Source organism: Mycobacterium lehmannii (assembly GCF_002245535.1).
GTDB lineage: Bacteria > Actinomycetota > Actinomycetes > Mycobacteriales > Mycobacteriaceae > Mycobacterium > Mycobacterium lehmannii.
On sequence record NZ_NKCN01000012.1, the window covers coordinates 148,376 to 161,897 of the forward strand.

General features: G+C 66.5%; 12 protein-coding genes. 7 read left to right on the plus strand and 5 right to left on the minus strand.

What is annotated here, in order from left to right; genetic code table 11:
• Positions 1 to 49: 49 nt before the first annotated feature.
• Positions 50 to 754 (minus strand): GAF domain-containing protein, encoded by a 705-nt coding sequence (locus CEX87_RS15425; RefSeq protein ID WP_231987786.1) that lies wholly within the window; start codon positions 752 to 754, stop codon positions 50 to 52.
• A gap of 452 nt (positions 755 to 1,206) precedes the next feature.
• Between CEX87_RS15425 and CEX87_RS15430 the strand changes: the two genes are divergently transcribed.
• The 3 genes from CEX87_RS15430 (at position 1,207) to CEX87_RS15440 (ending at position 5,094) form a co-directional block, all read left to right on the plus strand.
• A complete protein-coding gene (locus CEX87_RS15430) occupies positions 1,207 to 4,020 on the plus strand; it encodes a helix-turn-helix transcriptional regulator (protein ID WP_269845543.1) in 2,814 nt (937 codons plus the stop codon).
• 27 nt (positions 4,021 to 4,047) lie between these two features.
• Positions 4,048 to 4,347 carry a hypothetical protein gene (locus CEX87_RS15435; RefSeq protein ID WP_126315879.1) on the plus strand — a complete coding sequence of 100 codons (300 nt, stop codon included), beginning with the start codon at positions 4,048 to 4,050 and terminating at the stop codon, positions 4,345 to 4,347.
• A gap of 291 nt (positions 4,348 to 4,638) precedes the next feature.
• Positions 4,639 to 5,094, plus strand: coding sequence for a hypothetical protein (locus CEX87_RS15440; RefSeq protein WP_094288015.1), 456 nt, complete (start codon positions 4,639 to 4,641; stop codon positions 5,092 to 5,094).
• Between the two features lie 28 nt (positions 5,095 to 5,122).
• Here the strand turns inward: CEX87_RS15440 and CEX87_RS15445 are convergent, their stop codons facing one another.
• The 3 genes from CEX87_RS15445 to CEX87_RS15455 all read right to left on the minus strand — a co-directional run bounded on the left by CEX87_RS15445 (position 5,123) and on the right by CEX87_RS15455 (position 7,662).
• Positions 5,123 to 6,169 carry an NAD(P)-dependent alcohol dehydrogenase gene (locus CEX87_RS15445; protein WP_094287993.1) on the minus strand — a complete coding sequence of 349 codons (1,047 nt, stop codon included), beginning with the start codon at positions 6,167 to 6,169 and terminating at the stop codon, positions 5,123 to 5,125.
• A gap of 133 nt (positions 6,170 to 6,302) precedes the next feature.
• Complete coding sequence (locus tag CEX87_RS15450) at positions 6,303 to 6,578, minus strand: YciI family protein (protein WP_094287995.1); 276 nt, start codon at positions 6,576 to 6,578, stop codon at positions 6,303 to 6,305.
• A 10-nt stretch (positions 6,579 to 6,588) separates the two neighbouring features.
• On the minus strand, positions 6,589 to 7,662 hold the full coding sequence (locus CEX87_RS15455) for an iron-siderophore ABC transporter substrate-binding protein (RefSeq protein WP_197696788.1): 1,074 nt from the start codon (positions 7,660 to 7,662) through the stop codon (positions 6,589 to 6,591).
• Between the two features lie 199 nt (positions 7,663 to 7,861).
• Here CEX87_RS15455 and ctaD point away from each other — a divergent pair, with 199 nt between their 5' ends.
• Complete coding sequence (ctaD, locus tag CEX87_RS15460) at positions 7,862 to 9,607, plus strand: aa3-type cytochrome oxidase subunit I (RefSeq protein WP_064398845.1); 1,746 nt, start codon at positions 7,862 to 7,864, stop codon at positions 9,605 to 9,607.
• 12 nt (positions 9,608 to 9,619) lie between these two features.
• A complete protein-coding gene (gene serB / locus CEX87_RS15465) occupies positions 9,620 to 10,861 on the plus strand; it encodes a phosphoserine phosphatase SerB (protein WP_094287999.1) in 1,242 nt (413 codons plus the stop codon).
• A 110-nt stretch (positions 10,862 to 10,971) separates the two neighbouring features.
• On the opposite strand, the gene yczR is transcribed toward serB, so the two are convergent.
• A complete protein-coding gene (yczR, locus tag CEX87_RS15470) occupies positions 10,972 to 12,414 on the minus strand; it encodes a MocR-like transcription factor YczR (RefSeq protein WP_094288001.1) in 1,443 nt (480 codons plus the stop codon).
• Between the two features lie 88 nt (positions 12,415 to 12,502).
• On the opposite strand from yczR, the gene CEX87_RS27845 reads away from it, so the two are divergent.
• A complete protein-coding gene (locus tag CEX87_RS27845; RefSeq protein ID WP_269845542.1) occupies positions 12,503 to 12,634 on the plus strand; it encodes a hypothetical protein in 132 nt (43 codons plus the stop codon).
• Positions 12,627 to 13,382 (plus strand): membrane protein YczE, encoded by a 756-nt coding sequence (yczE, locus tag CEX87_RS15475; protein ID WP_094288003.1) that lies wholly within the window; start codon positions 12,627 to 12,629, stop codon positions 13,380 to 13,382. The genes CEX87_RS27845 and yczE overlap by 8 nt, the downstream gene beginning before the upstream one ends.
• Positions 13,383 to 13,522: the final 140 nt, after the last annotated feature.

Consider the following 13,522-nt stretch of genomic DNA (forward strand, 5'->3'; position numbering starts at 1 on the left):
GAGGAACCTAGGCGAAGACGAGGACTGGGACTTCTAGCCGGCTACGAGGTCAGTCTGGATTGACGCCGAACAGGCGCGCGCGCAGCACCATAACGAAGTCCTCCATCACCTGGACATGGCCGGGCATCCATTGGCGAGGCCGGGTGTCCCAGGCGATGAGCGTGCCGATCGTGTGTCCCTGGGCGTCCGTCAGGGGGAAGCCCGCGTAAGCCACGACGACACCCTCCTTCACCGCCCAATGGTCGCGCAGTAGCGGTTCCTTCCGGGCATCGGCGACGACGAGCGGCTTGCCGGTGACGAGAACCTCGCGTCCGAGAGAACCCTTCAAAGGGCCTTGCCGTCTGACCGCCATTTCGCCGGTCAGACCGATTGCGCTGCACATGTACTGGGTGTCGCGATCGATCAGTGTCACCGCGGCTGACGGCACCCCGACCGCGGCCACCACCATGCCGACGATGCGGTCGAGGCTGCGGGCGCGTTCCGCGTTGAGCAAACCACTGTCATAGAGCGCGCGCAGTCGGTCGGGGTCGGAGATGACGGCACCCTCGGCGAGGGCTGTGACCGGGTCGTGCGTGTCCAGGTTCAACGTTTTGACGTGCGCCATGAGTTCGCGCACATCGCCCTCACCGCGGCGCGCCCGTTCGATGATCATCCGAGCGGCGACGGCGCGGCCGATGTATGTCTCGATGGATTCGCCGACCCTGTCTGCCTCCTCGATCAGAGCGGCATTCAGCCACTCGTCGAAGCCCGGCAACGTCGGCGCCATGACGTCAACGCTACGCGCAGCGGGTGCAATTATCCCGCGTCGGAAAGCGCATTCGTTTCGCCGAACTGACCATGGCGAGCGCGCGGCGCATCACTTCAAACAACGGGCTGCGCGACTCCGTTCGACGGCAGATTACGCCGGTCACCCGAAACGCGTATTCGTCGCCTACACCCGCGAGATGCGCTCGCCATCAGGAATCCTGGCGGTGCGGTGCGGCGGTTACCAAACCGTCCGACATGCCGTGCATTGCAGTGTCATTCGTGTGCCAGTCGCGTGCGCAGCCGCAGCCGGAGCCGGCTCATGCGAAAGGGCGCGTGTGTGCCGGTAGCCCGGACCACGTTCAGCGCTCACGGATCTATCGAGAAAAGGCGAACCCCGCTCCGTTGTGGCTTATCGTGGCGTCACAACCGATCAGCGAAGGGGACGGGGGAAGGGCGCCGATGTTGGTGGGCGGTCCGAGCCAGTCTGACGTGGAGTTCAGCGGGTCGCACTCGGTAACTCGACTCGCCGAGCAGTCCGCGGTGACAGCGTTTCTGGACAGCGCTGCCGTCTCTGCGACGGGGCTGATCATCGACGGGGAACCGGGAATCGGCAAGACGACGCTGTATCGTGACGCTGTCAGGGCCGCTTCGGCTCGCGGGTTCAAAGTCATGACAGCACAAGGTGATCCGGGCGAAGTGACGTTTTCCTTCGCTGCCCTTTCGGATCTCCTCGCAGGTGTCGATCACGAATCATTCGAGTGTCTGTCCTCGACGCAGCGAGCGACGGTGAACGGCCTTCTGCTTCACGATCATGCGCCCGCTGCGACCGACGAACGGGGTGCGGCGGCGGCGTTTCAGTCGGTGGTGCAGTGGTTGTCGGCCCGGACACCGGTGCTGATCGCGATCGACGACGGGCAGTGGCTCGACACACCGAGCGCCACGGCCATCCGGTACGTAGCGCGGCGGGTGCAGGGACCGATCGGCGTCCTCGTCACCACCCGCAGCGGAGAGCCCGGATCCCTTGAAGCGCAGATACGGCTGCAGATGGCTCATCCGGACGCCCTCCGCCGCGTCCATATGACGCCACTGACCATGGGCGGCCTTCACGCGCTGGTCACCAAACGTCACGGCAAAGTCCTGCCCCGCCCGCAAATGCGCAGAATCCAAGAAATCTCCGGCGGCAACCCGTTTTACGCCCTGGAACTGGTCCGAGCCGTGGAAGACGGTCGCGGGATCGACGGGACGCTTCCGGAGACGCTGGCCGCGATCGTCGCGGCCCGGCTGCAAGGACTGGAACAGGAGGCAGCCCCGCTGTTGCTCGCCGCCGCCTGCGCGGCGAAACCGACCGTTGCGATGGTCTCCCAAGCGACGGGAGTCGACGAAGAACGCGTCGTGGAACTGCTGGAACGCGGGGAGGCCGCACACGTCGTCGCCGTCGTCGGGACCGCCATCGAGTTCTCGCATGCCCTGCTGTCGGCCGGCGTTTACGACGCCGCCCAACCTGCAGACCGCCGAGCGATGCACCGCCGACTGGCTGAGCTCGTCGACGCACCGGAACTCAAGGCCCGCCATCTCGCGCTGGCGGCTACCAGCGCCGACCCGGCAACTCTGGCGGCCCTCGACGCCGCCGCAATCGCGACCCGCGAGCACGGGGCACCGACCGCCGCAGCCGAACTCGTCGAACTTGCGATCGCGCTCGGTGGTGACGACCCCATACGGCGGATCCTCGCCGCGCGCTATCACTTCGACGCCGGTGCCATCGCCGCGGCGCGCCAGCACCTCAAGGGACTCTCTGACGACCTTCCGCCAGGTGCCATCCGCGGTGCGGTGGTGATTCTGCAGGGCGCGATCGACGGTTACGACGGTTCGTTCACCGCCGCCGTGGAGGGTTTGACCCGGGGCTTGGAGGACGCTGTCGAAAGCCCCCACCTTCGACTGCAGGCGCTGATGACTCTCGCACCCGCCACCGGTATCACGGGCGACTTCGAGCAGGCGCTCGCCTACGCACGGGAGGCCGTCGACGTCGCCGACCAGATTCCCGACGCGGCTTTTCAGAGCCAAGCGCGCGCCTTGGCGGCCATGCTGCACTTCCAGTACGGGCGAGGCGTCGAGGAACACACGATCACCGAGGCCCTCCGCCTGCAAGGCAGCACACCGTTTGGCCACGTCCACCATCGAGCCGACGCGGTCAAAGCCGTGATCGACGCCGGCACCGGCGATCTGCAGCAGGCACAGCAGGTGATACAGGCCCTGAGGGAGCACGCCGCCGATCGAGGCAACGAGATCGACGCGATCTGGGTCGACACCCAGGCGACGATGATCAACATCTGGTCAGGTCGATATGACGATGCCGCCACGATCGCCGAAGAGGCGACCCGACGAGCCGAAGAGATCGACGGCCACCACCCCCGGGTGTTCGCGGCGAGTTGCCGCGCTGCAGTCGCCGCCCACACCGGACGTGAACAAGAAGCCCGCGAGGCGGCGGACCTGGCGATCGCCCTAGCGCACGCAACCGGCGGAATCTATTTGGCCCGATCGCCTCTCACCAGCCTCGGATTCCTCGAGACCTCGCTCGGGAACTACACCGCGGCGATCAATGCCTTCGAGCCACTGCTGCGCACGTTCGACCCCGCCCATGACACCGAGCTGATCAGCGGCGGCTACCTTCCCGACGCCATCGAAGCCTTGACCGCACTTGGCAGACTCGACGAGGCGCAGCCGCTGATCGAGGCCCTTGAAACGAACGGGAACCGACTCCAGCGGCCGTGGATGCTCGCCACCGGCGCGCGAGGACGCTGTCTATGGCTTGCCGCGCGAGGCGATCTGCCGGCTGCCGAGGCGACGGCTCTCACCGCGCTCGAACACCACCGCGAACTACCCATGCCGTTCGAGACGGCCCGCACCCGGTTGGTGTTGGGTCAGATACAGCGGCGACGACGCCACCGAAAGCCGGCCGAGGACCACCTGGTGGCCGCCCATCACGCTTTCGAACGGCTCGGTGCACCGTTGTGGCTGCGTCGCGCCGCCGCCGAGCTGAACCATCTGAAGCGCAGTACGACTCGTGGCGCGGGCCTCACACCGGCCGAAGAGCGCGTTGCGCGCCGTGCCGCAGACGGGTTGTCCAACCGGGAGATCGCTGCAGAACTTTTCATATCGCCGAAGACGGTCGAGATGAACTTGAGCAATGTCTACCGAAAACTCGGCATCCGCTCCCGCTCCCAGCTGCACACTCATCTGCCGGACGCCAATACCAGGGAAATCCCTGGTACTTAAATCGTCGGTAATCAATAGTCTCCGGTGGTGACCACTCATCTCGACCGGCAACGCTGCTTCCTCACCGAGTGGTATCAACCGCGGCTCAGAACCTCGGACCTCGAGGCCCTCACCACCGCACTCGAGCACAGCGCGGGGGGGATGGTCGCCGAGGGCGAGCCCATCGAACTGATCATCACGGTGGCCGCGGCCGGCGATGAGATTCTCTACGGAGTCTTCCGCTCCGATACCGCCGAAACCGTCGCGCGCATGTGCCGACAAGCCGGTCTGCCAGCCGATCGCATCAGCGTCGTCCACGCCCGCCTCACCGCGGGGCGCGAACTCTGAAGGACAGCAGCCGCGCGTCGCCGCCAAGGCCAGGGAAATCCCTATATTCCCTGGACCTGGCAGCGCATAGCGTCAACTCTGCTCCGTGAGCCGCGGAGGGGACGGCTCACGGAGCTCGATTTATCGGGTTGCGCTGCGTGGTCGGCACGGCCGGTGTGGCCGAAGACGAGGACTGGGACCTCGAAACATGCACCGACCGGCCGACTTCGTAGGAAATCGGCCTGTCACGATCAGCCCCGTGAGACGATTCCCGGCTGAAGGTAATGGCGTAGCACGACGGTGGAGACGGGCATGATTCGGCGGGCAGTGACGGCTTTGGGTCTCTCGATTCTCGGTGCGGTGGTCCTGGCGCCGCCGGCGGCGGCCGATACGGGACAGCTGGTGCTTCTCCAGTCGGGCACGATCCGCTGCCTGGTGAGTGCTGACGACGTGAAGCGCGGCGGTGGACCGATAGTGGTATGTCAGCGTGTCGACGGCCAACCATGGGGTCAGGCTCCGTGGGAGACATCGAAATTCAACAACCGGCTCAACCTCGCCGTTGTGCGTGGCACCGGTCAAATGTACTGGGAGCGGGGCGTCGTCCCCGCAGCGAACGAAACCCCCGGCGGAGACATCGTCGTGGACGCCGGGCAGACATATCACGTCGACGGCTGGACCATTCAAGACGAGAATCTGCGGACCCGCATCACTTATGACGCCACCGGTCACGGACTTTTCGTCAACGCCGGAGACGTTCGCCAATTCTGATCGGCCCTACGGCGTCTGGCAACCGGTCCTATGAGCGCAGTGACTGCGTATCGATCACGAAGCGGTAGCGCACATCGCTGGCCACCACCCGCTCATAGGCCTCGTTGATGTAATCGGGTGTGATGACCTCGATCTCGGGTCGCACGCCGTGCTCGGCGCAGAAGTCGAGCATCTCCTGCGTTTCGGCGATGCTGCCGATCAGTGAGCCGGCGAGGCGGCGCCGTCCGGAGATCAGCGCGCCGGCGGGTACCGACATGGGCTGCTCCGGCATACCCAGCTCGACCATCGTGCCGTCGAGTGCGAGCAGTCCGAGATAGCGGCCCAAGTTGAGGTTGGCCGACACCGTGTTCAGGATCAGGTCGAACGATCCGCGCAGCGTGGAGAACGTCTCCGGGTCAGAGGTTGCGTAGTACTCGTCGGCACCAAGGCGCAGCCCGTCCTCCATCTTCTTCAGCGACTGGCTCAGCACCGTCACATGTGCGCCCATCGCGTGCGCGAGCTTGACGCCCATGTGGCCCAGCCCGCCCAGACCGATGACCGCCACGCGGGTTCCTGGACCCGCATTCCAGTGGCGCAGAGGCGAATACAACGTGATCCCTGCGCACAGCAGCGGCGCCGCCGCGTCGAGCGGGAGGCTGTCGGGGATGCGCAGCACATAGTTCTCGTCCACCACGATCGCGCCGCTGTAGCCGCCCTGTGTCGGCTCACCGTCACGACCGATCGCGTTGTAGGTGCCGACCATGCCCTTGGCGCAGTACTGTTCCTCGCCCGCGCGACACTGCGCGCATTCGCGGCAGGAATCGACGAAGCAACCGACGCCGACGCGGTCGCCGACCCTGAATCCCGTGACCTCCGAACCGACCTCGGTGACGATACCGGCGATCTCGTGCCCGGGAACCACGGGATAGTTCGCGCGGCCCCACTCGTCGCGGACGGTGTGAATGTCGGAATGACAGATGCCCGCGAAGTGGATGTCGAACGCCACGTCGTGCGGTCCGACCTCGCGTCGGGTGATGGTGGTCTTGACCAGTGGTTCGGACGCCGACGGTGCGGCATATGCGGCAACGGTGCTCATTACGACCTTCTTCTTTTCGTTCCGATCGACTATCGACAAAGCCGTCGCTGACACTGCGACCGGCCTGCAACGACCAACAGGGCCGCTTACCCCGATGATTCCTGCCGAAGCTGTGAATTTTCTCCCAGGCCCGCTAGAGACCGGTGGCCCGGAACGCCCCGTTGAACGACAGCCGTTCGTATCGCGCGACGCCGGCGGCCGTATAGGGATCACGGTCGACGACGTCCTGCGCCTGCTTGGCATCCATGTCGCCGGTGATGAGAACTGCGCCCGACTCGTCCTCCAGGCGGCCCGCCAACACGATCCGGCCGGCGCTGACCTCGTTCTTGAGCCATTCGAGGTGGGCGGGCCGGGTCTCGTTGACGACCTCGGGCGGTTGCAGATAGGTCGATTTCAGGACGTGGAACACGCCGACAACGCTAATTGATCGGAGCGTTGAGCCATTGCAGGTCGGCGAGCATGCCGCGTGCGGCCACGATGTTCTCCCCGGTCTGCCACACCTCGTTGTTGACCGCGAAGACCCGGCCGTCCCGCGTCGCGCCCAGCTTCTTCCACGCATCGCTCTCGAACACCGCGGGCGCGCGGTCGCGCGCAGACGGCGAGTCAAAGGACACGTAGACGATGTCGCCGTCGGCGATCGACAGGTCGGGATTGTCTCCGAGATCCGTGTCGGTGACTCCCACCTCGATGTAGGGCTTGTCGGTGAAGCGTTGTGTCACAGGGCGATCGACGCCGACATCGGCCAGCACGCTGCCCGGGAAGGTCTCGACGCCGAAGACGCGCATCGTGGTGTCGGTGAACTGCACGACCGACGCCTGGAAGTGGGTGGCGTCGTTGTCGGCGCCGGTCTTGTCGGCCGCGCGCTCGAATCCCTCGACCAACCCGTTCGCGGCGTCCTGTCGTCCGGTCGCGGCGCCCACGGTGCGCAGGTTGTCCTGCCACGCCGCGCCGGGCGGGCCGGAGAACACCGTCGGCGCGATGTCGGACAGTGGCCCGAAGGCTTCCGGCGTCAACGCCTGAGAACCGAGGATCAGGTCGGGTGCGGCTGCGCGGATGCCGTCGAGGTCCGGTTCGCTGCGGGTGCCGACGCCCGGCACGTCGTGGATGACCTGGCCCAGGTACGACGGCTGGCTATCGGAGCCGTCGGGCAGCGCCGCGGCCACGATCTGTGACTGCAGTCCCAACGCGCACAGAGCGTCGAGCTGGTCGCCCGACAGCACCACGATGCGCTGTGGGTCGGCGCGTACCAGCGTCTCGCCCGCGGCGTGGCGCACCATGCGCTCGGGGGGTCCCGGGTCCACCGGTGCCGGTTCAGCCGGACACGATTCGTCGGGGCGCCGCTGATTGCCCAGCACCCCGGCGCCGGCGATGCTCGTCGTGCTGGTGACGATCGTCTGCGGGGCGGCGGTGTCCGACGACTCCCCATCGGGGGACCCGCAGCCGCTCATCACGGTCATGCCGACCGCGGTCGCGAGCGCGGCCAGGCCCAGCATCCTGGCGGCGACGAGGGCCCTGCGCGCTCGGCCGATCAACACGTCGCCGACGGTAACATCCGGCCAGCTCCCGGGCCGAAAGCCGTGTGCTGGCCGATTACGACGCTTTGTAGGACCCCCGAGCATTCATGATCGGAGGCCCGCTAGGATTCATCGAGACAACCCCGGGATGTCCCGACCTGGATGTATGGAGGACCTGTTGGTAGCCGAAGCGCCCCCTATCGGAGAACTCGAGGTACGGCGTCCGTTCCCGGAGCGACTCGGCCCCAAGGGCAACCTGATCTACAAGCTCATCACCACCACCGATCACAAGATGATCGGCATCATGTACTGCGTCGCCTGCTTCATCTTCTTCTTCATCGGCGGGCTGATGGCGCTGTTCATGCGGACCGAGCTGGCGATGCCGGGACTGCAGTTCCTGTCCAACGAGCAGTTCAACCAGCTGTTCACCATGCACGGCACGGTGATGTTGCTGTTCTACGCGACGCCAATCGTGTTCGGCTTCGCCAACCTGGTGCTGCCGCTGCAGATCGGTGCCCCCGACGTCGCGTTCCCCCGGCTGAACGCCCTGTCGTTCTGGCTGTTCGTGTTCGGCGCCCTGATCGCGATCTCCGGTTTCATCACCCCCGGTGGTGCGGCCGACTTCGGCTGGACGGCGTACGCGCCGCTGAGCAACGCGATCCACTCACCGGGCGCCGGCGGTGACCTGTGGATCCTGGGTCTGGCCATTTCGGGTCTGGGCACCATCCTCGGTGGCGTGAACATGATCACGACTGTGGTGTGCATGCGCGCACCCGGTATGACGATGTTCCGGATGCCGATCTTCACCTGGAACATCCTGGTGACGTCGATCCTGGTGCTGCTGGCCTTCCCGTTGCTGACCGCCGCGCTGTTCGGGCTGGCGGCCGACCGGCATCTCGGCGCGCACATCTACGATCCCGCCAACGGCGGTGTGCTGTTGTATCAGCACTTGTTCTGGTACTTCGGCCACCCCGAGGTGTACATCATCGCGCTGCCGTTCTTCGGCATCGTCAGCGAAATCTTCCCGGTGTTCAGCCGCAAGCCGATCTTCGGCTACACCACGCTGATCTACGCGACCATCGCGATCGCGGCGCTGTCGATCGCGGTGTGGGCACACCACATGTACGCCACGGGTGCGGTGTTGTTGCCCTTCTTCTCGTTCATGACGTTCCTGATCGCCGTGCCTACGGGTATCAAGTTCTTCAACTGGATAGGCACGATGTGGAAGGGCCAGTTGACATTCGAGTCACCGATGCTGTTCTCGATCGGGTTCCTGCTGACGTTCCTGCTGGGCGGTCTGTCGGGCGTGCTGCTGGCCAGCCCGCCGCTGGACTTCCACGTCACCGACAGCTACTTCGTCATCGCACACTTCCACTACGTGCTGTTCGGCACGATCGTGTTCGCGACCTACGCCGGAATCTACTTCTGGTTCCCGAAGATGACCGGCCGGTTGCTCGACGAACGGTTGGGCAAGCTGCACTTCTGGCTGACGTTCATCGGGTTCCACGTCACGTTCCTGGTGCAGCACTGGGTGGGCGACGAGGGTATGCCGCGCCGGTATGCGGACTACCTGCCGACCGACGGGTTCACCACGCTCAATGTCGTGTCGACCATCGGCGCCTTCATCCTGGGCATCTCGACGCTGCCGTTCGTGTGGAACATCTTCAAGAGCTGGCGCTACGGCGAGCCGGTGACCGTCGACGATCCGTGGGGTTACGGCAACTCGCTGGAGTGGGCGACGTCGTGCCCGCCGCCGCGGCACAACTTCACCGAGCTGCCCCGAATCCGCTCGGAGCGACCCGCGTTCGAGCTGCACTACCCGCACATGGTGGAGCGGATGCGCGCGGAGGCACACGTCGGACGCAGCCATGGGCCCGCGGACGGCGATGTGACCCGGCTGGACGACGCGAACGTTCGTACCTGACACGATTGCGGCATGACCGGTAAATCACGCGAACGCGCATCGCTGCTGATCACGGTCACCGGCCGCGACCAGCCGGGCGTGACCTCGGCGTTGTTCGAGGTGCTGTCGCGTCACCAGGTCGAGCTGCTCAACGTCGAACAGGTCGTGATTCGCGGCCGGCTGACCCTGGGTGTGCTGGTCGCGGGATCGGCGGAAGTCGCGGGAAGCGCCGAGCTTCGTGACGCCCTGACGGCGGCGATCCGCGAAGTGGGCCTGGACGTCACGATCGAACGCAGCGACGGCGAGCCGGTCATGCGGGAACCGTCGACGCACACGATCGTCGTCCTCGGTCGTCCGATCACCGCCGAGGAGTTCGGGGTGGTGGCCCGCGAACTCGCGCGGCTCGAGGTCAACATCGACACGATCGGTGGCATATCGGATTACCCGGTGACGGGATTGGAGCTGCGGGTCTCGGTGCCGTCGCGCGCGGTCTATGACGAACTGCAGCAGACGCTGGCGCGCGTGGCGGTCGCCCAGGAGATCGACGTCGCGCTCGAGGATTTCAGCCTGACGCGACGAGCCAAGCGGCTCATCGTGTTCGACGTCGACTCGACCCTGATCCAGGGTGAGGTGATCGAAATGCTGGCGGCCAAGGTGGGCGCCGAGGCCGCGGTCGCCGAGGTCACTGAAGCCGCCATGCGCGGCGAACTCGACTTCGCCGAATCCCTGCACCGGCGCGTGGCGACACTGGCCGGCCTGCCCGCGTCCGTGCTCGACGACGTCGCCGACCAGATCGAGTTGACGCCCGGTGCCCGTACCACGCTGCGCACGCTTCGGCGGCTGGGATACCACTGCGGCATCGTGTCCGGCGGCTTCCGTCAGGTCATCGAACCGCTGGCCCATGAGCTGATGATGGATTTCGTCGCCGCGAACGAACTCGAGATCGTCGACGGCAAATTGACCGGCCGGGTGATCGGCCCCGTCATCGACCGGGCCGGAAAAGCCAAGGCGCTCAGGGATTTCGCGCAGCAGGCCGGTGTGCCGATGGAGCAGACGGTGGCCGTCGGCGACGGTGCCAACGACATCGACATGCTCGCCGCCGCGGGTCTGGGTGTGGCGTTCAACGCCAAACCGGCGCTGCGGGAGGTCGCCGACGCGTCGTTGAGCCAGCCGTACTTGGACACTGTGCTGTTCATTCTCGGTGTCACGCGCGGTGAGATCGAGGCCGCCGATGCCGTCGACGGTGTGGTGCGCCGCGTCGAGATCCCCGACTGAACAGGGCCTTTCGTGGGGCGCGAGCGACCACATTTGTACGCGAGAATGCGGCGTGTCGCGGGACAAACACGGTCGCTCACGGACTGCGCGTGGGCCCACGCGGAGCGTCGCTAGACGACGACGGTCGTCGGCTCCGGCGCCGACAATCCGGTGACGCTGCGCCACGCCCGCGCCAGCAGTTCCACCGCCTCACCCAACTGCTCCTCGGGTAGCGCGTACGGCACGCGGACGAACCGCTCGAGGGTGCCGTCCACCCCGAACCGCGGGCCCGCGGGCAGGTCGAGGCCCAGCCGGGAGGCCGCCGCCGACAACGCGGTACTCATCGGGGCAGGCAGCCGCACCCACAACGACATACCGCCGGCGCCCGGGCCGGGCTCCCAGTCGGGCAGGTGCTGACTCAGCAGCGACTGCAAATATGCGCGACGGCTGCGCAAGATCTCGCGCCGCTCCGGCAGCAACTCCTCGTGCCGGGCGAGAAGCCTTGCCGCAGCGTACTGCTCGAGCACGGCCGTGCCCATGTCGATCGACGGTCGCAGCGCGGCGATGGTGGCGATGGTGGCGCGCTCCGCACGGATCCAGCCGACCCGCAGCCCACCCCAGAACGACTTCGACATCGAGCCGACCGTCAGCACCAGATCGCGCCGCGACGTCATCTCACCCGCAGCCGGGCCGGGCGCGGGCTCGTCGAGCCACATGTCGAGGATGGTCTCGTCGATGACGGTGCGGGTAGGGGTCTCGGCGATGAGGCGCGCCAGCCGTTTTCGTTCCGCGGCGGGCATCGTCATACCCGTCGGGTTCTGGTTGTCGGGGATCAGATACGCCAGCGTCGGCGACATCTGGTGCAGCGCGTTCTGAAGCGCGTCGAAATCCCAGCCGGTTTCGGTCATCGCGACCGGGACGGGGCGGGCGCCTGCGGTTGCGATCGAGGACAGCGCGCCGTGGTACGTCGGTTGTTCGACGAGTACGCGGTCACCGGGCTGAACATATGTCGTCAGGATCAGGCCGATGGCGTGTAGCGCCCCGGTGGTCACCATGATCTCGTCCGGCTCAGTGGGAAGCCCACGCTCGCAGTACCTTTCGGCGATCGCCTGTCGCAGCGCGGGAACGCCGACGAGTTCGTGTCCCGGCGCGTGCAGATAGGGCGTGACGTCGCGGGTCGCCTCTGTGAAGGCCTCCATCACCGCGGCGGCCGGAGCTGACAACGCTGCCGCGGCTAGGCTCACCGACGGCGCGGCGGGCTCGACGCGCGCTGCAGGTGCGACGGGTAACGCGGTGGTGCTGCGGGCGCCGCGGCGCGCGACGAGATATCCGTCCTCCTGCAGCTGGGTGTAAGCGGCGGTGACCGTGGTGCGTGACACCCGCAGCGTGTCGGCGAGTGCGCGCTCGCTGGGCACGCGTGCGCCGACGGGGACGCGTCCGTCGATGATCAGCAGACGAAGGGCGTCGGCAAGACCCCGGTAAGCGGGTCCGCTCCGACTGGACGTCCGCCAGTTACCCAATTCGCGGGCCAGAAGATCCACATTGAGCGTTCGGGCGGGCATTTCAGGTGTCATCACAGGCCAGTATTGACCGACTGGCTATTGAAAGGCAAGCCAGTTGGAACCGACGATGGAGGTTATGAGCTTAAACTGGATACCTCGCTTGAGTCGCCGCCTCGCCGCGACCCTGGCGTGGCAGCAGCCCGTCGCGCGCGCTGACTATGACGACCGCGACGTCGAACGCATGGCCCGCGAACTCGAACTCATCAAGGCGCGCTTCCCCCACCATGCGTAGAGGGGTCGTTCGCGGCCTGGTCCTTCTCGTCGGCTTGACCGGCTACGGCTTCTCGATGGCGGTCATGGTGCGCGCCGGGCTAGGACTGGACCCCTGGGACGTCTTCCATCAGGGGCTGGCCCGGCACACCGGGATGACGATCGGCGTGGCTTCGGCGGTCGTGGGCGTGGTCGTGCTGCTGGCGTGGATTCCGCTGCGTAACCGGCCCGGTGTGGGCACCGTGGCGAACGTCGTCGTCATCGCGATCACGGTCGACGCCGCGCTGTGGCTGCTGCCGACGCCCACGTCACTGCCGGTGCGGATCGCGATGATGGTGGGCGCGTTGGTGCTCAACGCGGTCAGCACCGTCCTCTACGTCGGCGCCGGCCTCGGACCGGGGCCGCGCGACGGGCTGATGACCGGCCTGGTCGAGCGCACCGGGTTGTCGGTGCGCTTTGTCCGCACCTCGATCGAGGCGACGGTGTTGGCGGTCGGCTGGCTACTCGGCGGAACGGTCGGCGTCGGGACCGTCCTCTACGCATTCGGGATCGGCCCGCTGGTGCAGTTCTTCTTGAGGGTCACGCCGGAGAGGGTGGTGGCGGCGAGCGGGTGGGCTTCCGTCGCCGAGGCTCGCCGCAGGCGCGCGACAACTTCTGTCGCCGAGGCTCGCCGCAGGCGCGCGACAACTTCTGTCGCCGAGGCTCGCCGCAGGCGCGCGACAACTTCTGTCGCCGAGGCTCGCCGCAGGCGCGTGAGCATTTGTGCGTGAAAACGATCGCTGGGTGGCTGTTGCGAAATGCCGATGGATGTCCTTTGTGTTGGCCGGTGAGCACGAAACGATGAGGTATGGCTCGTTCGTATCGTCCGGTGGTGCGCGATCAGGAGTTTTTGCTGCCACCGAATATGGCT